General features: G+C 70.5%; 19 protein-coding genes. 13 read left to right on the forward strand and 6 right to left on the reverse strand.

Features of this window, described 5'->3' with window-relative positions:
• Positions 1-147: 147 nt before the first annotated feature.
• Positions 148-1,605, reverse strand: coding sequence for a cytochrome P450 (locus BLW76_RS17920; protein ID WP_091308678.1), 1,458 nt, complete (start codon positions 1,603-1,605; stop codon positions 148-150).
• A gap of 18 nt (positions 1,606-1,623) precedes the next feature.
• Positions 1,624-2,598 (reverse strand): AraC family transcriptional regulator, encoded by a 975-nt coding sequence (locus tag BLW76_RS17925; RefSeq protein WP_091308681.1) that lies wholly within the window; start codon positions 2,596-2,598, stop codon positions 1,624-1,626.
• An 82-nt stretch (positions 2,599-2,680) separates the two neighbouring features.
• On the opposite strand from BLW76_RS17925, the gene BLW76_RS17930 reads away from it, so the two are divergent.
• Both BLW76_RS17930 and BLW76_RS17935 read left to right on the forward strand, forming a co-directional pair.
• Positions 2,681-3,085, forward strand: a complete 405-nt coding sequence (locus tag BLW76_RS17930) for a pyridoxamine 5'-phosphate oxidase family protein (RefSeq protein WP_091308682.1) — start codon at positions 2,681-2,683, stop codon at positions 3,083-3,085.
• Positions 3,085-3,369 carry a hypothetical protein gene (locus BLW76_RS17935; protein WP_091308685.1) on the forward strand — a complete coding sequence of 95 codons (285 nt, stop codon included), beginning with the start codon at positions 3,085-3,087 and terminating at the stop codon, positions 3,367-3,369. The genes BLW76_RS17930 and BLW76_RS17935 overlap by 1 nt, the downstream gene beginning before the upstream one ends.
• 49 nt (positions 3,370-3,418) lie before the next feature.
• Here BLW76_RS17935 and BLW76_RS17940 read toward each other — a convergent pair whose 3' ends face one another.
• The 4 genes from BLW76_RS17940 to BLW76_RS17955 form a co-directional block, all read right to left on the reverse strand.
• Positions 3,419-4,492 carry a ribonucleotide-diphosphate reductase subunit beta gene (locus BLW76_RS17940; RefSeq protein ID WP_086847910.1) on the reverse strand — a complete coding sequence of 358 codons (1,074 nt, stop codon included), beginning with the start codon at positions 4,490-4,492 and terminating at the stop codon, positions 3,419-3,421.
• Positions 4,493-4,505: 13 nt separating this feature from the next.
• Positions 4,506-7,403: a ribonucleoside-diphosphate reductase subunit alpha gene (locus tag BLW76_RS17945; RefSeq protein ID WP_091308687.1), complete on the reverse strand. Its 2,898-nt coding sequence runs from the start codon at positions 7,401-7,403 to the stop codon at positions 4,506-4,508.
• Between the two features lie 225 nt (positions 7,404-7,628).
• The gene (locus BLW76_RS17950) at positions 7,629-8,201 is read right to left on the reverse strand and encodes an acetoacetate decarboxylase family protein (RefSeq protein WP_091308689.1); all 573 of its coding nucleotides are present in this window, start codon (positions 8,199-8,201) and stop codon (positions 7,629-7,631) included.
• Entirely contained in the window at positions 8,198-9,037 is an 840-nt protein-coding gene (locus tag BLW76_RS17955; protein WP_091308691.1) for an enoyl-CoA hydratase-related protein, read from the reverse strand. The genes BLW76_RS17950 and BLW76_RS17955 overlap by 4 nt, the downstream gene beginning before the upstream one ends.
• Positions 9,038-9,417: 380 nt before the next feature.
• Between BLW76_RS17955 and BLW76_RS17960 the strand changes: the two genes are divergently transcribed.
• The 11 genes from BLW76_RS17960 (at position 9,418) to murJ (ending at position 22,505) form a co-directional block, all read left to right on the forward strand.
• Complete coding sequence (locus BLW76_RS17960; RefSeq protein WP_091308693.1) at positions 9,418-10,209, forward strand: TIGR03084 family metal-binding protein; 792 nt, start codon at positions 9,418-9,420, stop codon at positions 10,207-10,209.
• Complete coding sequence (locus BLW76_RS17965; RefSeq protein ID WP_091308696.1) at positions 10,206-11,894, forward strand: acyclic terpene utilization AtuA family protein; 1,689 nt, start codon at positions 10,206-10,208, stop codon at positions 11,892-11,894. The genes BLW76_RS17960 and BLW76_RS17965 overlap by 4 nt, the downstream gene beginning before the upstream one ends.
• Positions 11,891-13,039 carry an acyl-CoA dehydrogenase family protein gene (locus BLW76_RS17970; RefSeq protein WP_091308699.1) on the forward strand — a complete coding sequence of 383 codons (1,149 nt, stop codon included), beginning with the start codon at positions 11,891-11,893 and terminating at the stop codon, positions 13,037-13,039. The genes BLW76_RS17965 and BLW76_RS17970 overlap by 4 nt, the downstream gene beginning before the upstream one ends.
• Positions 13,036-14,634, forward strand: coding sequence for an acyl-CoA carboxylase subunit beta (locus BLW76_RS17975; RefSeq protein ID WP_208613323.1), 1,599 nt, complete (start codon positions 13,036-13,038; stop codon positions 14,632-14,634). The genes BLW76_RS17970 and BLW76_RS17975 overlap by 4 nt, the downstream gene beginning before the upstream one ends.
• Positions 14,635-14,641: 7 nt before the next feature.
• Complete coding sequence (locus BLW76_RS17980; protein ID WP_091308703.1) at positions 14,642-16,618, forward strand: acetyl/propionyl/methylcrotonyl-CoA carboxylase subunit alpha; 1,977 nt, start codon at positions 14,642-14,644, stop codon at positions 16,616-16,618.
• Positions 16,615-17,781, forward strand: coding sequence for an acyl-CoA dehydrogenase family protein (locus BLW76_RS17985; protein ID WP_091308706.1), 1,167 nt, complete (start codon positions 16,615-16,617; stop codon positions 17,779-17,781). Before BLW76_RS17980 ends, BLW76_RS17985 begins: the two co-directional genes overlap by 4 nt.
• 145 nt (positions 17,782-17,926) lie before the next feature.
• Positions 17,927-18,807, forward strand: a protein-coding gene (locus tag BLW76_RS17990) for an IS5 family transposase (RefSeq protein WP_425266054.1) whose coding sequence is annotated in 2 segments (ribosomal slippage) — positions 17,927-18,320 and positions 18,320-18,807 — 882 coding nt in all. Because the reading frame shifts where the segments join, the coding sequence is not laid out codon by codon here.
• A 32-nt stretch (positions 18,808-18,839) separates the two neighbouring features.
• A complete protein-coding gene (locus BLW76_RS17995) occupies positions 18,840-19,673 on the forward strand; it encodes an SDR family oxidoreductase (protein WP_091308709.1) in 834 nt (277 codons plus the stop codon).
• On the forward strand, positions 19,670-20,266 hold the full coding sequence (locus tag BLW76_RS18000; RefSeq protein ID WP_091308712.1) for a TetR/AcrR family transcriptional regulator: 597 nt from the start codon (positions 19,670-19,672) through the stop codon (positions 20,264-20,266). The genes BLW76_RS17995 and BLW76_RS18000 overlap by 4 nt, the downstream gene beginning before the upstream one ends.
• A gap of 120 nt (positions 20,267-20,386) precedes the next feature.
• A complete protein-coding gene (locus BLW76_RS18005; RefSeq protein ID WP_091308716.1) occupies positions 20,387-20,644 on the forward strand; it encodes a hypothetical protein in 258 nt (85 codons plus the stop codon).
• 85 nt (positions 20,645-20,729) lie between these two features.
• Positions 20,730-22,505: a murein biosynthesis integral membrane protein MurJ gene (gene murJ, locus BLW76_RS18010; RefSeq protein ID WP_091308718.1), complete on the forward strand. Its 1,776-nt coding sequence runs from the start codon at positions 20,730-20,732 to the stop codon at positions 22,503-22,505.
• Positions 22,506-22,782: the final 277 nt, after the last annotated feature.

Consider the following 22,782-nt stretch of genomic DNA (forward strand, 5'->3'; position numbering starts at 1 on the left):
ATGAAGCCACACCAGGCAGCCTTCGCCCACGATCGATGCCACGCCATCATGTGCGTGACAGGGTGTCTACCGGCTGAACGAGTGAACAGATCTCCACAAACGGTAACTTTTCGTTACCTAGTGTATGCGGTGGTGGACAGGTATGGGTCAGCGCGGGGTCAGGCGGACCGGCAGGCCGTCCGCGGGCACCGGCAGCGAGACGTAGTCCCAGCGCGCGGTGTAACTGTCCGGAACCGTCCAGCGGTACGCCCGCAGCAGTTCGTGCATCAGCAACTTCACCTCGAGACCGCCGAAGTGCAGCCCGATGCACTTGTGCGCGCCGCCGCCGAACGGCATCCACGCCATCCGGTGCGACTTGTCCTCGCGCCGCGGCTCGGCGAAGCGCTCCGGGTCGAACGCGAAGGGGTTCCTCCAGCACTCGGGCGTGAAGTGGTTGATCGTCGGCGAGACGCCGACCAGGGTGCCCGCCGGGATGTAGTGGCCGAGCACCTCGGTGTCCTTGACGGTCTGCCGGGTCAGCGACGGCACCGGCGCGACCAGCCGCAGCGCCTCTTTCATGACCAGGTCGAGGGTTTCGAGCTTTTCGACGGCGGCGATGTCGAGCACGTCGTCGCCGAGGGCGAGGGACTCGGCGCGGGCGCGTTCCTGCCACTCCGGGTGCTTCGCCAGGTAGTACGCCATGGCGCTGCTGGTGATGGTCGTCGTGTCGTGCGCGGCCATCATCAGGAAGATCATGTGGTTGACGATGTCGGTGTCGGAGAACCGGTCGCCGTCCTCGGTGGTGGCCTGGCACAGCGCGGCGAAGAGGTCTTCGCCGCCGGAACGCCGTTTGGCGGGCAGGGTTTCGCCGAAGTAGCGCTCGAGGACGCGGCGCCCGTGCAGCCCGGCCGACCAGCGTCCGCCCGGTACCGGGAAGCGCACGAAGGCGGTGCCGGCGCGCACGCAGCTGACGAACGCGCGGTTGATCCGGGCGGCGTCGTCCCCGCTGGGCATGCCCATGAACACGCGGGTGGCGACGTCGAGGGTGAGCTGCTTGAGCGCCCAGTACAGCCGCGGCCGCTCGCCGCCGCCCCACCCGGCGACGCCCTCGCGCAGCGCCGGGCCCATCTCGCCGACGTAGCCGGCCAGCCGCGGGCGCGTGAAGGCCTCCTGCATGATCCGGCGGTGCAGGTGGTGCTCGCCGAAGTCCATCAGCATCAGGCCGCGCTCGAAGAACTTCTCGATGAAGAACTTCCAGCCCTCCTGGGAGAACGCCTTGTCCTTGTTGACGAGCGCGATCTGCGTGGCCTCGGGCCCGGACAGCGCGACGATCCGGCGGCCGAACCCGCCGGTCCACGACACCGGGCCGTAGAGCTCGTGGCGGCGGAGCCCGAACGCGGGCCCGAACCGCATCATCTCGAGCATGTGCCCGACCACGGGCGGGCCTTCGTCGCCCAGCACGGGCTTGAGGCCGCTGCCCGCGGGCGGCGGCGCCAGCTCCTTGACCGGCCACCGCGAGTGCAGCCAGCGTTCGTCGACCCCCCGGGGAAGCGGAAACGCGGTCAACGGCGGCACGCGTTCGCGCAGTGCTTCGGCGGCTCGGCTCACGGTGCCCGGCATGACCATCTCCTGCGTCGAGATCGGCTACCCCTCCACGATGCACCCTTGTTGACGACCTGACAACACCTCGGCGCCCCTCTCTTCGGGTGGACTGCCGTGTTTCCGGTACTCGCTCGGCGTGACGCCCCGGATCCGCTTGAAGGCGGCGCTGAACCCGAAGGCGTCGGCGTACCCGACCAGGCGGGCGACTTCCGAGACGGTGACGGCGGGCCGCTCGGCCAGCAGGTCGGCCGCGAGCGCCATGCGGCGGCGGGTGAGGTAGGTCAGCGGCGGTTCGCCCACCAGGTCGGTGAACCGCTTGGCCAGCGTCGAGCGCGAGACCCCGGCCCGCTCGGCCAGCGCGGCGACCGTCCACGGCGTCGCGGGGTCGTCGTGCAGCAGCCGCAGCGCGGGGCCCGCCACCGGGTCGCGCTGGGCCGTCCACCACGCCGGGGGCTCGCCGCCGGGCCGGTCGAACCACGCGCGCAGGGTGCAGACGAGCATCCAGTCGAGCAGCCGGTCGAGCACGACCTGCTGCCCGGGCGTGTCGGCGGCGACCTCGGCGGCGAGGTGGTCGAGCACGGCGTCCCCGCTGCCGCCGCCGGCGACCCGCAGCACGACGGGCAGGGCGTCCAGCAGCGGACGGCTGACCTCGCCGCCGGCCGGGTAGGCGCCGACGATCAGCGTGGTCGGGCCCGCGCCGTCGTCCCGCCAGCCGCGCCGGTGCCGCGTCCCGCCCAGTTCGGGCGCGGCGCAGTACTCACCGCAGGCGACCGGCTCGGCGCCGGTGCCGAGTTCGTCGACGAAGCGGAAGGAGCGGGGCCCGCGCACGACGACGGTGTCGTAGGCGATCAGCGGCTCGGGTTCGCCGAGTTCGGGGACGATCCAGCCGCCACCGGAGAGGACGGTGCACAGGGTCAGCGGCGCGCCGTCGACGAAGTGCAGGGAGAACGGCGGGGTGAGGGCCGAGCTGCCGAAGAGGGAGCCGTGGGCCCGCACGCCGCGGAAGAGGTCGTCCACGCTCCCGACGTTAGACGATCGGACAGGGATTCCGGCGTTTCACCCATGGGATCGTCCGCACCGAGCCGGTTGAATCGGGGACATGACCGCACTGACTTCCGATGACCTCGAGTTCCTCCGCCGTCCCCTGCACGGGTTCTTGACGGTGGCCGGCGGCCAGCCCCGCCCCGTGTGGTTCGAGGCGGCCGATGACGGCACGATCCAGCTGTTCTCGGAACCGGACGCGCCCAAGGTGCGCCGCGTGCGCCGCGACCCCCGCGCGTCGATGGTGGTCGCGGCCCCGGTGGGGGAGCGGGAGCGCTGGGTGTCGGTCGAGGGCCGGATGGCGGTGGAACCCGACGGCGCGCAGGAGCTGGCCCAGCGCCTCTCGGCCCGGTACTGGGACCTCGACGACCCGGCCCGCGCGGCCGATGCGAAGGCGATCCGGGACATGGACCAGATCAGGCTCGTGCTCCACCCGGAAACCGTGCGCCGCTACGCGTTCTGATGGCCGAGCTCCCGCTCCGGGACCGGGCGGGGAACATGCTGCTCGCGGTGCGGCAGGTCGCCGAAAGCGAACTGCCGCCCGTGTCCGCCTCGTTGGTCGTGGCCCTGGCCTTCGCCGCGGTGGCCGAGTTCGACCTGGCCGAGCCCCGGCGGCGGGAGTTCCTCGCCGTCTACCGGGTCGAGCTCGCCGCGGCGCGGCTCGTCCTGAGCGTGGAGGGACTCGGCTTCCGGTGGTGGCCGCCCCGCGAGCCCGTCGCGGAGCTGGCTGCGCGAGCGACGACGTGAAACGGCCCCGCCCTGGATCGCCAGGGCGGGGCCGGACTTCACCGGGAACTCAGTCCCAGTCGAGGGCGCCGCCCGACTGGTACTCGATCACGCGGGTCTCGAAGAAGTTCTTCTCCTTCTTCAGGTCCATCGCCTCGGACATCCACGGGAACGGGTTCTCGGTCTCGCCGAAGATCGGCTGGAGGCCGATCTGCTGCGCGCGGCGGTCGGTGATGAAGTGCATGTACTGCTCGCACAGCTGCGCCGACAGGCCGAGCATGCCGCGCGGCATCGTGTCGCGCGCGTACTTGACCTCCAGCTCGCACGCCTCCTGCAGCATCCCGCGCACCTCGGCCTGGAACTCCTCGGTCCACAGGTGCGGGTTCTCGATCTTGATCTGGTTGATGCAGTCGATGCCGAAGTTCAGGTGGATCGACTCGTCGCGCAGGATGTACTGGTACTGCTCGGCGATGCCGACCATCTTGTTCCGGCGGCCCAGCGACAGGATCTGCGCGAAGCCGGTGTAGAACCACATGCCCTCGAAGATCACGTAGAACGCCACGAGGTCACGCAGGAACGCCTGGTCGGCCTCCGGCGTGCCGGTCTCGAAGTCCGGGTTCTCCAGGTTCTGCGTGTACTTCAGCGCCCACGCGTCCTTGTCCGAAATGGACGGAACCTCGCGGTACATGTTGAACAGCTCGCCCTCGACCAGGCCGAGGCTCTCGCAGATGTACTGGAAGGTGTGCGTGTGCACGGCCTCCTCGAACGCCTGGCGCAGCAGGTACTGGCGGCACTCGGGGTTGGTGATCTGCCGGTACACCGCGAGCACGATGTTGTTGGCCACCAACGACTCCGCGGTCGCGAAGAAGCCCAGGTTGCGCTTGAGCATCTGCCGCTCGTCCTCGGTGAGGCCGTCCGGCGACTTCCACAGCGCGATGTCGGCCTGCATGGCGACCTCGGTCGGCATCCAGTGGTTGTTGCAGCCGGCCAGGTACTTCTCCCACGCCCACTTGTACTTCATGGGCAGCAGCTGGTTGACGTCGGCGCGCGCGTTGATCATGCGCTTGTCGTCGACGTTGATCCGGGCGGCGCCGACCTCGATCTCCCCGAGGCCGGTCGCGTCCGTCGTCTCCACGTTGGTCATGTTCCAGGGTTCCTTACTGGCAGGCTTCGCAGTCGGGGTCGTCGATGCGGCAGGCGGCGCCTTCGGTGGCCACGAAGTCGACGTCCGGCTCGGGTTTGGGGGCCGGAGCGGGCGTCGGCGCGGGCGCCGGGGCCGGAGCCGGGGCGGCCGCGGCGGGAGCAGGCGTGGCCGAGACGGCGTTCAGCTTGCCGTCGGTGCCGCGCAGGGTGCTCTTCTCCACGTGCGTCGCGGACTGCGCGCGCAGGTAGTACGTGGTCTTGAGGCCCTTGTGCCACGCGTAGCGGTACAGCTGGTCGAGCTTGCGGCCGCTCGGCGCCGCGATGTAGAGGTTCAGCGACTGCGCTTGGTCGATCCACTTCTGGCGCCGCGAACCCGCGTCCACCAGCCACTTCGACTCGATCTCGAACGCCGTCGCGTACAGCGCCTTCAGGTCGTCCGGGACACGGTCGATCTGGCCGAGGCTGCCGTCGAAGTACTTGAGGTCGCTGACCATGACCTCGTCCCACAGCCCGCGCGCCTTGAGCGAACGGACCAGGTGCGGGTTCACCACGGTGAAGTCGCCGGACATGTTCGACTTGACGTACAGGTTCTGGAACAGCGGCTCGATCGACTGGCCGACGCCGCAGATGTTGGAGATCGTCGCGGTCGGCGCGATCGCCATCACGTTGGAGTTGCGCATGCCGACGGTCTTGACCCGCTCGCGCAGCGGCGCCCAGTCCAGCGTGGTCGAAAGGTCGACGTCGAGGTTGTCACCCTGGCGCGCGTCGATGAGCAGCTGCATCGAGTCGATCGGCAGGATGCCCTTGCTCCACAGCGAACCCTCGAACGACTGGTACTGGCCGCGCTCCTCGGCGAGGTCGGTCGACGCCGAGATCGCGTAGTAGGAGATGTGCTCCATGCTCGTGTCGGCGAACTGCACGGCGGCTTCCGACGACAGCGGCAGGCCGAGCTCGAACAGCGCGTCCTGGAAGCCCATCAGCCCCAGCCCGACCGGCCGGTGGCGCAGGTTGGAGCGGCGCGCCTCCGGGATCGTGTAGAAGTTGATGTCGATCACGTTGTCCAGCATGCGGACGGCGGTGCGCACGGTCTTCTCGAGGCGCTTCGTGTCCAGGCCCTCGGGGGTGACGTGCTTGAGCAGGTTGACCGAGCCGAGGTTGCAGACCGCGACCTCTTCGCTGTTGGTGTTCAGCGTGATCTCGGTGCACAGGTTCGACGAGTGCACGACGCCGACGTGCTGCTGCGGCGAGCGCAGGTTGCACGGGTCCTTGAAGGTGATCCACGGGTGGCCGGTCTCGAACAGCATGGTCAGCATGCGGCGCCACAGGTCGACCGCGCGGACGCGGCGGAACACCTTGATCTCGCCGCGCTCGGCCTTCGCCTCGTACTCGCGGTAGCGGGCGGCGAACTCGTTGCCGTACAGGTCGTGCAGGTCCGGCGTCTCGTTCGGCGAGAACAGCGTCCACTGCGCGTCGGCCTCGACGCGGCGGAGGAACTCGTCCGGCACCCAGTTCGCGGTGTTCATGTCGTGGGTGCGGCGGCGGTCGTCACCGGTGTTCTTGCGCAGGTCGAGGAACTCCTCGATGTCGACGTGCCACGTCTCGAGGTACGCGCACGCCGCGCCCTTGCGCTTGCCGCCCTGGTTGACGGCGACGGCGGTGTCGTTGGCGATCTTGAGGAACGGCACGACGCCCTGCGACTGGCCGTTGGTGCCCTTGATGTGCGCGCCGAGGCCGCGGACCGGGGTCCAGTCGTTGCCGAGGCCGCCCGAGTACTTCGCCAGCAGCGCGTTGTTCTTGTAGGCCTGGAAGATGGAGTCCAGGTCGTCGTCCACCGTGGTCAGGAAGCAGGAGGACAGCTGCGGGCGCGTGGTGCCCGAGTTGAACAGCGTCGGCGTCGAGGCCATGAAGTGGAAGCTCGACAGCAGCTCATAAAACTCAATGGCACGAGATTCCCTATTGTCCTCGCGGATGGCGAGACCCATCGCGACACGCATGAAGAACGCCTGCGGCAGCTCGAAGCGGGTGCCGTCGTGGTGCTGGAAGTACCGGTCGTACAGCGTCTGCAGGCCGAGGAAGCCGAAGTCGAGGTCGCGCTCGGGGCGGATCGCGGCGGTGATCTTGTCCAGGTCGAAGCGCTGCAGCTCGCCGTCGACCAGCTCCAGCTCGATCGCGCGGCGCAGGTAGGCGCGGAAGTACGCGGGGTACTCGGCCGCCATCTCGTCCTGGCTGGCCTGACGCGGCTTCTGCGCGAGGTAGCTCAGCGCCTCGCCGCGCAGCTTGTCCAGCAGCAGCCGGGCGGAGACGTAGGAGTAGTTCGGCTCCTGCTCGACCAGCACGCGGGCGGCCATGATCTGGGCCAGGGCGAGCTCGTCGGCGCTGATGCCGTCGTAGAGGTTGCGCTTGGTCTCGGCCAAGACCGGCTCGGCGGTGACGTCGTCCAGGCCGGCGACGGCCTCGCCCACGACGTGGGAAACGCGGGCCCAGTCGAGCGGGCGCAGGACGCCGTCGGTGCCCTTGACGTTCAGCGCGACCTCGGCCGCGGCCGGCTTGGCGGCCTCGCGGGCCTTCGCGCGCTCCTCGCGGTAGAGGACGTAGGCGCGGGCGACCTTGTGGTGCTCGCCGCGCATGAGGGCGAGCTCGACCAGGTCCTGGATCTGCTCGATGTGCAGGGCGGTCTCGGGGCCGGCGTGGCGCAGCAGGGACGCCTCGACCTGCTCGGTCAGCTCGGCGACGACGTGGTGCACGCGGGAGGACGCGGCGGCGTCGCCGCCCTCGACCGCGAGGAACGCCTTGGTCAGCGCGACCGAGATCTTCCCGGCGTCGAACGGCGACACGCTGCCGTCCCGCCGGATGACCCGGATCGCGGTGGGTGAGTCGGCAGCGGAGGGCCGCTGACCGGTTTCGACTGACATGCGTGTCTCCAAGTTTTCGGGCGCGTTCGATCGCCACACGGCCGCATGAGGCCGTGCGCTGCGGTTTCTCCGATGCTGCCCGGCGACCCTCCGCAGCGGTCTCCCCGTCGCTGGGGGCTGCCGGTGTTGAGAGACTACATGTTGGGGTCGGGGTGCGCGCGGGACCCCAGATGGCGTGTCGTGAGTTCACTCTGGCGAGGTGACGTGATCACCCAGAGGTGCTGCTCAGGCCCCGAACCGCAGCTCGGCGCCGGGCAGGGCGAGGCTCAGGAACGGCCGCCGGCCGGCCAGGTAGCCGAGCGGGCCGTGGGCGTTGACCGACCAGTCGGCCGTCGCGAGCCGGGGCCGGATCTTCGCGCCGACGGGCGTCCGGACGTGGCCTTGACGGACGTCGAACCGGGTGGGGAGCGCCAGTGGCGAGCCCGGCCGCGGGGTGAAGGCCGCGGTGGCGATCCAGTCGTCCCCGGTGGCCGCGGTGTAGGTGCGGTCGGTGAACTGCAGGGCGGCGAGGTCCTTCGGGATGGCCCACAGCTCGCGCCCGCCTCTGAGGGAGACCTCGGAGTCGACCCAGATCTGGGTGATCGTGCAGGTGGTCCGCTTCCCGCGCACCGGGACGGCGGCGAGCAGCTCGTGGTAGCTGAGCTGCCCGGGCTCGCGGTAGGCGATCCAGGCGGTGAAGACGGTGGTGTACCCGGCGACGGACAGCGCGCCCGGGTGCACGTCCCGCGCGGGGACCCGCCAGAGCGACAGGTGCGCGTCGGCGACCAGGTGCCAGGGCTGCGGGGGATAGGCGGTCATTTCTCCAGCCAGGGCAGGTAGCCGGGCAGGTCCTTCTCGACGCGCATGCCGAACGACGGCGGCCGCTTCTGCAGGAACGACATGACCCCTTCGACGGCGTCCGGGTTCGCGCCGAGCCCGCCGATCAGCTTCGAGTCCAGTTCGTGCACGGGGAACGGCGACTCGGCGCTCGCCATCCGGTAGAGCAGCTGCCGCGTGACGGCGACCGACACCGGCGCGGTCGTCTCGACGATCTCCCGCGCGAGCTTCCGTGCTTCGCCCACCACGGTTCCGGTGGGAAAAACCTTGTGCACCAGGCCTTTTTCGCGTGCTTCGGCGACATCGAAGACACGCCCGCTGATCATCCAGTCGAGCGCGGTGCCCATCCCGACGAGCCGCGGCAGGAACCAGGCGGACGCGCCTTCGGGGTAGATCCCGCGGCGGGTGAAGACCAGGCCGAACCGCGAGTCTTCGGAGGCGAGCCGGTAGTCACAGGAGAGCGTGATGGTGAGCCCACCGCCGACCGCGGCGCCGTGAAGGGCGGCGATGACGGGCTTGTTCATGGTGAAGATCCGCTTCGAGCACCGCCCGGCGGGCTCCTGCCAGGCCGCGTCCGGGCCGGTCGCCGGATCGAAGTCGAAGCCGCCCTGCGACAGGTCGGCGCCGACGCAGAAGTCCTTGCCGGCCCCGGTCAGGATGACGACGCGGACATCCTCGTCCCGGTCGGCGCGGTCCATCGCGGCCCCGAGCTCGTCGGCCATCCGGATCGTGTAGCCGTTGCGCGCCTCGGGACGGTTCAGGGTCACGGTGGCAACCCGGTCCTCGACGGCGTAGGTGATCTCGGCGTAGTCGGCCATGCGACGAAGCTATTGCAGGCAGGCGCTACTGGCAAGATGTCAATAGTGTGGCCGCGGGGTCGGACGAGCGCCGGGCCGCCGTGGTGCACCGCCGCGACGAGTGCCCGTCCCTCCCGGGCGTAGTTCTTGATGATCTCCATGATCCGGTCTGTCGTCGTTCCGCTATTCGACGATCGCGGCCAGTGCGCGGGAGGGTGGGTCGGAAGTCGCCACGGCCGTCTCGGTGTATTCATCTCGGCCTCGTGCCGCTCCCTTCTCCCTTGTGTCGGCGCTCGAACCTGGCAGGCGTGTGGCCGCAGCGTCGAGGGCGAAACAATCAGGCGTGCTTGATTTTTCTCCGGACCGGTGCCACGCTGGCCACGGACGCAAGGAGGCGGGCGATGGCGGACCTCGGCGTGATCCTCGGGGATCTCGACGCGGAGACACGGACGATCGACGACGTGGTGGCGGCACTGCCCCCGGCCGACTGGGCGCGCGCGACACCCGCCGAAGGGTGGACGATCGCGCACCAGGTCGCCCACCTGGCCTGGACCGACCGCAAGGCGCTGATCGCGGCCGCGCACCCGGAAAACTGGCAGGCCGAGGTCGAAGAGCTCCTCAAAGCCGGCGAGACCTACGTCGACGACGGGGCCGCGGAAGGCGCGCAGCGGCCGCCGCAGGAGATCCTCGAAGACTGGCGGGAGGGCCGTACGCAGCTGGCCGAGGCCCTGAAAGCCGTGCCGGACGGGCAGAAGCTGCCCTGGTACGGGCCGCCGATGAGCGCCGCCTCCATGGCCACCGCGCGGATGATGGAGACCTGGGCGCACGGCCAGGACATCTTCGACGCGCTCGGCCTGACCCGCGAACCCACCGCGCGGCTGTGGCACATTGCCCGCTTCGGCACGCGGACGCGCGACTTCGCCTACAAGGTCAACTCCCTCGCGCCGCCGGCCGAGGAGTTCCGCGTCGAACTCACCGCGCCGGACGGTGAGACCTGGGCGTTCGGGCCCGAGGACGCCGCGCAGAAACTCACCGGCAGCGCGCTCGGCTTCTGCCTCGTCGTCACCCAGCGGCGGCATCCCGCCGACACCGATCTGGTCGCCGACGGCGCCGACGTCGAGGAGTGGCTCAGCGTCGCGCAGGCCTTCGCCGGGCCGCCCGGGAACGGGCGGAAGCCGGGGCAGTTCGCATGACGTATCGCATCGGCAATGCGTCCGGATTTTACGGCGACCGGTTCTCCGCCGTCCGGGAGATGCTCACCGGCGGCCCGCTCGACGTCCTGACTGGCGACTACCTGGCCGAACTGACCATGCTCATCCTCGGCCGCGACCGGATGAAGGACGCTACCCGCGGCTACGCCAAGACCTTCCTCCGCCAGATGGAAGAAAACCTCGGGCTGGCGCAGGAAAAGGGCGTCAAGATCGTCGTCAACGCGGGCGGGCTGAATCCCGCCGGGCTCGCCGATGCGCTCCGGGAGCTCGCCAACAAACTGAGCCTCGACGTCAAGATCGCGCACGTCGAGGGCGATGACCTCGTCCGACGGGCCGACGAGCTGGACCTCGGGAAACCGTTGACCGCCAACGCCTACCTCGGCGCCTGGGGCATCGCCGAATGCCTGAACGCGGGCGCCGACGTCGTCGTCACCGGCCGTGTCACCGACGCCTCCGTCATCGTCGGCCCGGCCGCCGCGCACTACGGCTGGGCCCGCGACGACTTCGGCGCGCTCGCCGGCGCGGTCGCCGCCGGGCACGTCATCGAGTGCGGTGCCCAGGCCACCGGCGGCAACTACGCCTTCTTCACCGAGCACGGCATCGGCGTGCCCGGCTTCCCGATCGCCGAGATCGAGGCCGACGGGTCCAGCGTGATCACCAAGCACCCGGGCACCGGGGGTGTGGTGACCGTCGGCACCGTCACCGCCCAGCTGCTCTACGAAATCACCGGCGCGCGGTACGCCGGACCCGACGTCACCACGCGGTTCGACACGCTGACTCTGACCGAGGACGGGCCGGACCGCGTCCGCATCTCCGGCGTCCGCGGGGAGGCACCGCCGCCGACGCTGAAGGTCGCGCTCAACCGCCTCGGCGGGTTCCGCAACGAAACGACGTTCGTCCTCACCGGACTCGACATCGAGGCGAAAGCCGCCCTCGTGAAAGAACAGCTCGAAGCCTCCCTCAAGGACCGGCCGCCCGCCGACGTCCGCTGGACCCTCGCGCGCACCGACCACGCCGACGCCGACACCGAGCAGACCGCCAGCGCCCTGCTGCACGTCGCCGTCAAGGACGCCGACCCGAAGGTCGCCGGGCGGGCGTTCACCGGCGCCGCCGTCGAACTCGCGCTGGCCAGCTACCCCGGGTTCCACGTCACCGCCCCGCCGTCGGACGCCTCGCCCTACGGCGTCTACACCGCGGCCTATGTGGACGCCGGCCAGGTGCCGCACGTGGCCGTGCTGCCGGACGGTATGCGTGTCGACATAGCGCCCTCGGCGTCCACTCAGGACTTGTCCGAAGTGGATGAACCGGCGCTGCCCGAGCCGCTCGACCACGGCCCGGTGCGGCGGGTCCCGCTGGGGACGATCGCCGGTGCGCGCAGCGGCGACAAGGGCGGCAACGCCAACGTCGGCGTCTGGGTGCGCTCCGAAGAAGCCTGGCGGTGGCTGGTGCACCGGCTGACCGTCGCCGAGTTCAAGCTGCTGCTGCCCGAGACCGCGGGCCTGCCGGTGACGCGTTACCTGCTGCCGAACCTGCGCGCGATGAACTTCGTCGTCGAGGGCATCCTCGGCGAGGGCGTCGCGTCGCAGGCGCGGTTCGACCCGCAGGCCAAGGCCCTCGGCGAGTGGCTGCGGTCGCGGGAGATCGACGTGCCGGAGGTCCTGCTGTGACCGATCCCTTCCGGACGCCCGAACGGGCCGAGCTGCGCAAGACCGTGCGCCGGTTCGTCGAGCAGGAGGTCCTGCCGCACCTCGACGAGTGGGAGCGCGCCGGCGAGCTGCCCCGCGACCTGCACCGGAAGGCCGGTGACCTCGGCCTGCTCGGCGTGGCCTTCCCCGAGGAGATCGGCGGGGGCGACGGCAACTACCTCGACGCGCTGGTCGTCGCCGAGGAGATGCACTACGCGGGCGGCTCCGGCGGGCTGTTCGCCTCGCTGTTCACCTGCGGCATCGCCGTCCCGCACATCGCCGAGGCGGGCGACCCGGTCCAGGTCGAACGCTGGGTGCGGCCCACCCTCGCCGGGGCCAAGATCGGCTCCCTCGCCGTCACCGAACCGGACGGCGGCTCCGACGTCGCCGGGATCCGGACCACCGCCGTCCGCGAGGGCGACGAATACGTCATCAACGGCGCCAAGACGTTCATCACCTCCGGCTGCCGCGCCGACTTCGTGACGACGGTGGTGCGCACCGGCGGCGACGGCGCCCACGGGCTCTCGCTGATCGTCGTCGAACGCGGGACGCCGGGGTTCACCGTGAGCCGCAAGCTCGACAAGATGGGCTGGCTCTGCTCCGACACCGCCGAACTGTCCTACGTGGACGTCCGGGTACCGGTGGAGAACCTGGTGGGCGCCGAGAACAGCGGGTTCGCGCAGGTGGCCACCCAGTTCGTCACCGAACGGCTGTCGCTGGCCGTGCAGGCGTACGCGCACGCCCAGCGGGCCCTCGACCTGACGCTGGACTGGTGCCGGCTGCGCGAGACGTTCGGCCGCCCGCTCATCTCGCGGCAGGTCGTGCAGCACAAGCTCACCGAGATGGCGCGGAAGGTCGACGTCGCCCGCACCTACACCCGGCACGCCGCGATCCGGCACGTCTCGGGCGAGGAAGTCATCGCCGAAGCCTGTTTCGCCAAGAACACCGCCGTCGAGGCCGCCGAATGGGTGGTCAACGAGGCCGTCCAGCTGCACGGCGGCCTCGGCTACATGCGCGAGTCCGAAGTGGAGCGCCACTACCGCGACGTCCGGATCCTCGGCATCGGCGGCGGCACCACCGAGATCCTCACCGGCCTGGCCGCGAAGCGATTGGGATACACGTCGTGACTGCTCTGAGGTCCACAGTGGACACGCGGGCCGCCGAGTTCGGCGCGAACCGCGAGGCGATGCTGGAGAAGCTCGCCGAAATCGACGCCGAGCACGCCAAAGCCGTGGCCGGCGGCGGGGAGAAGTACGTCGAGCGTCACCGCAAGCGCGGCAAGCTGCTTGCCCGCGAGCGGATCGAGCTGCTGCTCGACGAGGACTCGCCGTTCCTGGAGCTGTCGCCGCTGGCGGCCTGGGGAACCGACTACCGCGTCGGCGCCAGCCTGGTGACCGGGATCGGCGTCGTCGAAGGCGTCGAGTGCCTGATCTCGGCCAGCGACCCGACGGTCAAGGGTGGCGCGAGCAACCCGTGGACGACGAAGAAGAGCTTCCGGGCCGCGGACATCGCCGCGCAGAACCGGCTGCCGTCGATCAACCTCGTCGAATCCGGCGGCGCGGACCTGCCCACGCAGAAGGAGATCTTCATCCCGGGCGGCCGGATCTTCCGCGACATCACGCGGGCGTCGGCCGCGGGCTGCCCGACGATCGCGCTGGTCTTCGGCAACTCCACCGCGGGCGGCGCGTACCTGCCGGGCATGTCGGACTACGTCGTGATGGTCAAGGAACGCGCCAAGGTGTTCCTCGGCGGGCCGCCGCTGGTCAAGATGGCGACCGGCGAGGAGTCCGACGACGAGTCGCTCGGCGGCGCCGAGATGCACGCGCGCACCTCGGGCCTGGCCGACTACCTGGCCGTCGACGAGCAGGACGCGATCCGCCTCGGCCGCAACATCGTCAAGCGGCTGAACTGGACCAAGCAGGGGCCGACGCCGAAGCCGGACTACGCCGAGCCGCTGTACGACGCCGAGGACCTGCTCGGCATCGTCCCGACCGACCTGAAGGTGCCGTTCGACCCGCGCGAGGTCATCGCCCGGGTCGTCGACGGCTCCGACTTCGACGAGTTCAAGCCGCTCTACGGGTCGTCGCTCGTCACCGGCTGGGCGAGCATCCACGGCTACCCGGTCGGTGTGCTGGCCAACGCGCAGGGCGTGCTGTTCGGCGAGGAGTCGCAGAAGGCCGCGCAGTTCATCCAGCTGGCCAACCAGATCCACACGCCGCTGGTGTTCCTGCACAACACGACCGGCTACATGGTCGGCAAGGAGTACGAGCAGAGCGGCATCATCAAGCACGGCGCGATGATGATCAACGCCGTGTCGAACTCGAAGGTGCCGCACCTGTCCGTCCTCATGGGAGCTTCCTACGGCGCCGGGCACTACGGGATGTGCGGCCGCGCCTACGATCCCCGGTTCCTGTTCGCGTGGCCGAGCGCGAAGTCCGCGGTGATGGGCCCGGCGCAGCTGGCCGGCGTGCTGTCCATCGTGGCCCGCGCGGCCGCCGAAAGCCGTGGCCAGGAGTACAACGAGGAGCACGACAAGGCCATGCGGGCCATGGTCGAGGGCCAGATCGAGGCCGAGTCGATGCCGATGTTCCTCTCCGGCATGCTCTACGACGACGGCATCATCGACCCGCGCGACACCCGCACCGTGCTGGGGCTGAGCCTGTCCGCGATCCACAATGGACCAGTGAAGGGCGCCGAGGGCTTCGGCGTCTTCCGGATGTGAGCGAGCGATGATCCAGAACCTGCTGGTCGCCAACCGCGGCGAGATCGCCCGCCGCGTCTTCCGCACCTGCCGCGACGCCGGCATCGGCACGGTCGCGGTGTTCTCCGACGCCGATGCCGCTGCGCCGCACGTCCTCGAGGCCGACGCGGCCGTCCGGCTGCCCGGCAACGCGCCGAGCGAGACGTACCTGCGGGCCGGGCTGCTGGTCAAGGCGGCGGCCGAGACCGGCGCCGACGCCGTCCACCCCGGCTACGGCTTCCTGTCCGAGAACGCCGCGTTCGCCCGTGCCGTCCTCGACGCCGGGTTGACGTGGGTCGGGCCACCGCCGGAAGCCATCGAGACCATGGGCTCCAAAGTGGAGTCCAAGCGGCTGATGGCCGCGGCCGGGGTGCCCGTGCTGTCCGAACTGGACCCGGACTCGGTCACCGAAGCCGACCTGCCGCTGCTGGTCAAGGCGTCCGCCGGCGGGGGCGGCCGCGGGATGCGCGTGGTCCGCTCGCTCGGCGAGCTGGCCGAGGCGGTGGAAGGCGCGAGCGCCGAGGCCGGGTCCGCGTTCGGCGACCCGACCGTCTTCTGCGAGCGGTACCTGGAGACCGGGCGGCACATCGAGGTGCAGGTGCTCGCCGATGCCCACGGCACGGTGTGGGCGGTGGGGGAGCGGGAGTGCTCGATCCAGCGCCGGCACCAGAAGGTCGTCGAGGAAGCGCCGTCGCCGTTCGTCGACGCGGCCATGCGCGAGGAGCTGTTCGACGCCGCGCGCAAGGCCGCGAAGGCGATCGACTACGTCGGTGCGGGCACGGTCGAGTTCCTCGCCGGGCCCGACGGCCGCTTCTACTTCCTCGAGATGAACACCCGGCTGCAGGTCGAGCACCCGGTCACCGAGAACGTCACCGGCCTCGACCTCGTCGCCCTGCAGCTGCGGGTCGCCGAGGGCGAGCGGCTCCCGGCCGACCCGCCGCCGACCGTCGGCCACTCCATCGAGGTCCGGCTCTACGCCGAAGACCCGGCAGCCGGGTGGCAGCCGCAGAGCGGGACGCTGCACACGTTCGAAGTGCCCGACGTCGACCGGACGTTCACCGAAGGCGCCGGGCTGAGGCTCGACTCCGGGTTCGAGACCGGCTCGGTGGTGGGCGTCCACTACGACCCGATGCTCGCCAAGGTGATCACCTGGGCCCCGACCCGCGCCGAGGCGGCCCGGCGGCTCGCGAAAGCGCTGGCGGCGGCGAAGATCCACGGTGTCGTCACCAACCGCGACCTCCTGGTGAACATCCTGCGCCACGAGGCGTTCCTGGCCGGGGAGACTGACACGGCGTTCTTCGACCGCCACGGCCTCGACACCCTCGCCGCGCCGCTGGCCACACCCGACACCGAACGGCTCTCCGCCCTCGCCGCGGCCCTCTCCGACGCGGCGGGCAACCGTGCGCGCGCCACTACGCAGGGCCGGTTGCCCAGCGGCTGGCGCAACGTCCGCTCGGCCGGGCAGCGCAAGGTCTTCACCGTCGCCGACCGCGAGTACGAGGTCGTCTACTCGCTGACCCGGGACGGCCTGCGCGCCGATGGCTTCGAGACCGGGTTGGTCAGCGCCGAGCCGGGCCGGGTGGTCCTGGACGTGGCCGGTGTGCGGCGCGCGTTCGACGTCGCCCGCCACGATGGCGTGTCCTATGTGGACTCCACGCTCGGGTCGGTCGCGCTCACGGCGGCGCCGCGGTTCGCCGACCCGGACGCTGCGCTGGCTGCCGGGTCGCTGGTCGCGCCGATGCCGGGCACGGTCGTGCGGCTCGCCGTGCAGGCCGGGGACCCGGTCAAGGCGGGCGACCCGCTGTTGTGGCTCGAAGCGATGAAGATGGAACACCGGATCGCCGCGCCCGCCGACGGCGTGGTGGCGGAACTGCCGGTGACAGTGGGACAGCAGGTCGAAGTGGGCACGATCCTCGCCGTCGTCGGAGACGCGCAATCGGACACCGTGGTGGGAGAAGCAGAATGAACGCGATGAACTTCGTCGAGCCGGAGGAGCGGATCGCGCTTCGCAAGGCCGTCGCCGAGCTGGGCGCCAAGTACGGGCACGAGTACTACGCCCGCAAAGCTCGTGCGGACGAGAAGACGCACGAACTCTGGGACGAGGCCGGGCGCCTGGGCTACCTCGGGGTCAACATCCCCGAGGAGTACGGCGGCGGGGGCGCGGGCATCGCCGACCTCGCCGCGGTGCTCGAAGAACTCGCCGCCGCGGGGTCGCCGTTGCTGCTCATGGTCGTTTCGCCGGCCATCTGCGGCACCGTGATCTCCCGGTTCGGCACCGACGAGCAGAAGAAGCAGTGGCTGCCGGGCATCGCCGACGGCACCAAGCGGATGGTCTTCGCGATCACCGAGCCGGACGCCGGGTCGAACTCGCACAAGATCACCACCACCGCGCGCCGCGACGCCGGCGGGTGGGTCCTCAACGGACGCAAGGTCTACATCTCCGGGGTGGACGAGGCGGACGCCGTGCTCGTCGTCGGCCGCACCGAGGACTCGAAGACCGGTCGGCTCAAGCCCGCGCTGTTCATCCTCCCGACCGGCACCGCGGGCTTCGAGTACACGAAGATCCCGATGGACATCGTCGCGCCGGAGAACCAGTTCTCGCTGTTCCTCGACGACGTCCACCTGCCCGCCGAGGCGCTGGTCGGCGAGGAGGACGCGGCGATCGCGCAGCTGTTCGCCGGTCTCAACCCGGAACGCATCATGGGCGCGTCGTTCTCCCTCGGCATCGCCAGGTACGCGCTGGCCAAGGCCGTCGGCTACGCCAACGAGCGGCAGGTCTGGGGCGCCTCGATCGGCACCCACCAGGGCCTCGCGCACCCGCTGGCCGAGATCAAGATCGAGCTGGAGCTCGCGAAGCTGATGACGCAGAAGGCGGCGTCGCTCTACGACTCCGGCGACGACTTCGGCGCGGGGGAGTCGGCCAACATGGCGAAGTACGCCGCCGCCGAGGTCGCCATCCGGGCCACCGACCAGGCCGTGCAGACCCACGGCGGCAACGGCCTGGCGACCGAGTACGGTCTCGGCACGCTGGTGACGGCGGTGCGGCTGGGCCGGATCGCGCCGGTCAGCCGCGAGATGGTGCTCAACTTCGTCGGCCAGCACAGTCTCGGCCTCCCGAAGTCCTACTAGGGCCTGTATCGAAGTTGTCTTCGGCAGGTTGAGCTGGAGTTGACCGTGTTGGGCGTGTCGGCGGCTGAAATGGGTGAGGTCTCCGGTATTTGGTTCGTCGACCAAGAAGAACCTGAACACCGGAGACCTCGTGGACACCCTAGCGGTGGCGGGGCGGTTCGACCTGACCGACGCTCAGTGGGCAGCGCTGGAGCCGTTGCTGCCCGAGCCGAAGCGGCCTGGGCGACCGTCGTTGTGGAGCAGACGGCAGCTGATCGACGGGATCCGGTGGCGGGGACGCACCGGGGCGCCGTGGCGGGACGTGCCTGAGAGATATGGGTCCTGGTCAGCGGCGTATGGGCTGTTCCGGCGGTGGCAGCGGGCTGGTGTCTGGCAGCGGATTCTGACCGCGTTGCAGGCTCTGGCCGAAGCCAAGGGGCGGATCACGTGGGATGTCAGTGTGGATTCCACGATCGCGCGGGCTCATCAGCATGCCGCGGGTGCGCGGAAAAGGGGGATCTGCAGGCCGAGCCGCCGGGCGGGGTCACCGTCGAGCCAGCGGATCACGCGTTGGGGCGGTCCCGGGGTGGGTGGACCACGAAGCTGCATCTGGGCTGTGAGCAGGGGCAGAAGCCGTTGTCGATCGTGCTGACCGCCGGGCAGCGTGGCGATAGCCCGCAGTTCATTCCCGTCTTGGCCGGGATCCGGGTGCCCCGGCTGTCCGGTGGTGGGCGGCCGCGGACGCGTCCGGACCGGGTGCTGGCGGACAAGGCCTACACCTCCAAGGCCAACCGGGCCCACCTGCGCAAACGTGGGATCAAAGCGACGATCCCGAGCAAGGCCGACCAGGATGCGCATCGCAAGGCCAAGGGGTCCAAGGGCGGCCGGCCACCGTCCTTCGACCCCGAAACCTACAAACAGCGTCACGCTGTGGAGTGCGGCATCAACCGGCTCAAACGCCACCGTGGGGTAGCTACCCGATACGACAAGCTCGCTGTCCGCTACGAAGCCACCGTCCACATCGCCGCCATCGACGAATGGCTCTGACCGACTTCGATACAGGCCCTAGGAGGGTCGCTGTGTCCACTTTGGCGGGAAAGACGATCCTGATGTCCGGCGGCAGCCGCGGTATCGGCGAGGCGATCGCGCTGCGGGCGGCCGCCGACGGCGCGAACGTCGCACTGCTGGCCAAGACCGCCGAACCGCACCCGAAGCTGCCCGGCACGATCTACACGGCCGCGGAGGCGATCGAGAAGGCGGGCGGGCACGCGCTGCCGATCCTCGGCGACGTCCGCGACGACGACGGCGTGGCCGCGGCGGTGGCGAAGACCGTCGAGCAGTTCGGCGGGATCGATGTCGTGGTGAACAACGCGAGCGCGATCGACCTGACGCCGACCGAGCAGGTCAGCATGAAGCGCTACGACCTGATGCAGGACATCAACGCCCGCGGCACGTTCCTGCTGTCCAAGCTGGCCATTCCGCACCTGCGCGCGGCGGCGAACCCGCACGTCCTGACGCTGTCGCCGCCGATCAGCCTCGACGAGAAGTGGTTCACCGCCGGCCACCTCGCCTACAGCATCGCCAAGTACTCGATGAGCCTGGTGACCGTCGGGCTCGCGGCGGAGCTCCGCGGCGACGGGATCGCGGCGAACTCGCTGTGGCCGCGCACGACGATCGACACCGCGGCGATCCGCAACGTCGTCGGCGCGGAACTGGCTTCGCGCAGCCGGACGCCGGAGATCATGGCCGACGCGGCCCACGTGATCCTGACCAGGCCGAGCCGGGAAACCACCGGCAACTTCTTCCTCGACGATGAGGTCCTGCGCGCGGCCGGCGTCACGGACTTCGCGAAGTACCGCGTCGGCGGCACCGAGGAGGACCTCCAGCTCGACTTCTGGGTGGACCCGGCTTGACCGGCATCCGCGAACCCCAGCAGGAACGCAGCCGCACCACGCGGCGGCGGCTGGTCGAGGCCGCGCTCGACAGCTTCGGCGAGCGCGGCTGGCACGGCGTCACGGTGGCCGGGATCGCCGAGCGCGCCGGCGTCTCCCGCGGCGCGGCCCAGCACCACTTCCCGGCCCGCGAGGACCTCGTGGTGGCGGCGGTCGACCTGCTCGGCGAGGCCCAGATCGACGAGCTGCGAGCCCAGGCGGCCGGCCTCCCGGACGGCGCGTCCCGCATCGAGCGCGTCGTGGAGATGGTGCTGAACCTCTACACGGGCCCGCTGTTCCGCGCGGCCCTCCAGCTGTGGTCGGTGGCGGCGACCGACGACGCCCTCCGCGACGTGCTGGTGCCCCTGGAGGCCAGGGTCGGCCGCGAGGCGCACCGCGTGACGGTGGAGCTCCTCGGCGTCGACGAGTCCCGGCCGGGGGTCCGCGAGCTGGTCCAGGCCACCCTGGACCTGGCCCGGGGCCTGGGCTTGGCGAACCTCCTGACGGACGACACCCGACGGCGGCGCCAGATCGTGCGCGAGTGGGCGCGGACCCTGGAGCTGCGGCTGGCCTGAGTCAGGTTCCGAGACCGGACGGAACCTCACCCGCGTCCCAAGCGTCATAGTGCCGTAAGTAACACAATCGGCCCAACGGGCGAATAACCCGTTGTAGTGGCGAAGAGAAAGGCAAGTCCGGTGTCCGGTTCAGGAGTCGAGCTCACCCACCGCGCGATGGCCATGCTGAAGGCGGTGGCCGCGGGTCGTGCGCAGATGTCGTGCAGCTGCGAGCCCGACCTCTTCATCGACGGATTCGCCTGTTGCGATCAGATGACCGCGCACGCGCTCGCCCACGGCGGCTACCTCCGTCCCGCCGTCGAAGGCGCCACCGGCCGGGTCGACGCCGAGCTGACCGAGGCAGGCCGCGCCGCGCTGGCGATCACCGTCGCCGCCTGAGCTGCCCGGGCGGCGTCACGCACGGTCGTGAAGTCGCTCACCTGTTCGATATCTTCGGGGTCGGGGGACCTGGCAGGCTTACCCCATGCACCCACCACCGGCGGACGACGAGGCCACGGTCTTCCTCCCGAGCGAGCTGCGGGGGCCGCACTGGCCGACCCGTGACCTCGACGTCTCCCGGCGGCCCTACGACGAGTTCGCGGGCCAGATCGTCGCGCGGCCGCCCGCTTCGCCGGTCAGCGCCGGGCGCGGGGAAGGCGCCGGCTCGTCGCTGGCCCGCTCCAGCGGCCGGATGGCCGTTGCCTCGGCCGTCAGCCGGGTCACCGGGTTCGTCGCGAAGCTGCTGCTCGCCGCCGTGGTCGGGGCCGGGGTCGTCAACGACTCCTTCACCGTCGCGAACACGTTGCCCAACATCGTGTTCGAACTGCTCTTCGGCGGCGTCCTGGCCAGTGTCGTGGTGCCGCTGCTGGTCCGCTCCCACGACGACCCGGACGGCGGCCGCGCCTACACGCAGCGGCTGATCACGATGGCGCTGGTGCTGCTCGTGGTCGGCACGGCCGTCGCGGTGGCGATCGCCCCGCTGTTCACCGCGCTCTACGTCGACAAATCGTCTCCGACGGCGAACCCGGCGCTGACCACCGCGCTGGCGTACCTGCTGCTGCCGCAGATCCTGTTCTACGGCCTGTTCGCGCTGCTCTCGGCCATCCTCAACGCGCAGAACGTCTTCGGCCCGCCGGCCTGGGCGCCGGTGCTGAACAACGTCGTCGTCACCGGCACGCTCGTCGTGTTCGCCGTCGTGCCGGGGGAGCTGACCCTCGACCCGGTCCGCATGAGCGACCCGAAGCTGCTCGTGCTCGGCCTCGGTACCACGCTCGGCATCGTCGCGCAGGCCGTCGTGCTCATCCCGGCGTTGCTGCGCACCGGGTTCCGGTTCCGCTGGCGCTGGGGCTTCGACCCGCGGATCAAGGAGTTCGGCGGGCTCGCCGCGTGGATCCTCGGCTACGTCGTCGTCAGCCACGTCGGCTTCGTCGTCACGACGAGGGTGCTGACCGGCGGCAACAGCGGCGGCGTCACGGCGTACAGCTACGCGTCCCTGCTTTTCCAGCTCCCGTACGGCATCCTCGGCGTTTCGCTGCTGACGGCGCTGATGCCGCGGATGAGCCGCGCCGCCGCGGACGGCGACACGGTCTCGCTCGTCGGCGACCTTTCGCTCGCTTCCCGCATGTCCACGGTGCTGTTCGTGCCGATTTCGGCGGTGCTGGCCGTGGTCGGCACGCCGATCGGCATCGCGATCTTCACCTGGGGCCGCGGCACCCTCGACGACGCCGAGCGGCTCGGCCAGACCCTGGCCGTTTCGGCGGTCGGGCTGCTGCCGTTCGCGCTGGTGATGCTGCAGTTGCGGGTGTTCTACGCGATGAAGGACGCCCGCACGCCGACGCTGATCATGCTCGTGATGACGGCGGTGAAGATCCCGCTGCTGCTGGCCTGCCGCGGCCTGCTCGACGGCGAGCACGTGGTCTACGGCGTCATGCTGGTCAACGGCGCCGGCTTCGTGGTCGGCGCCGTCCTCGGCCAGGTCTGGCTGTGGGTCCGGCTCGGGCACCTGCGCAGCAAGCGGTCCCTGCGGGTCGGCCTGATCACGCTGTCGGTGAGCGCACTCGGCGTGGTGGCGGCGGTGCTGGCGGGCCACGCGGTCCCGTCGTCCCTCGGCGTGATCCCGGCAGCGTGGATCAAGCTGCCGGTGCAGGGGCTGCTCGGGATGGCCGTGCCGTTCGGGTTGCTGGCGCTGCTGAAGCTGCCGGAGTTCACCCCGGTGACGCGGCGGGTGGCCGGCCTGCGGAGGCGGTTCGCGGCTCGTTGAGGTTGGGGGCTGTGGTCTGGTTGCGGGTTGGCGGGCGGTTGCCGGGGCGGGGGCTGGCGTTGCTGAGGCTGCCGGAGTTCGCGGCGGGTTGCGGCGGCTGGCGCTGCTGAAGCTGCCGGAGTTCGCCCCGGTGACGCGGCGGGTGGCCGGCCTGCGGAGGCGGTTCGCGGCTCGTTGACGGCTACGGCCGGGAACGCGATCCGGTTGTCTCGAAACGATAACGAGACCGCTGCGATCAGCGCGTTTACAATTGCCGCAAGGGTTTCTACTATCCACC

Source organism: Amycolatopsis tolypomycina, from assembly GCF_900105945.1.
GTDB classification, from domain to species: domain Bacteria; phylum Actinomycetota; class Actinomycetes; order Mycobacteriales; family Pseudonocardiaceae; genus Amycolatopsis; species Amycolatopsis tolypomycina.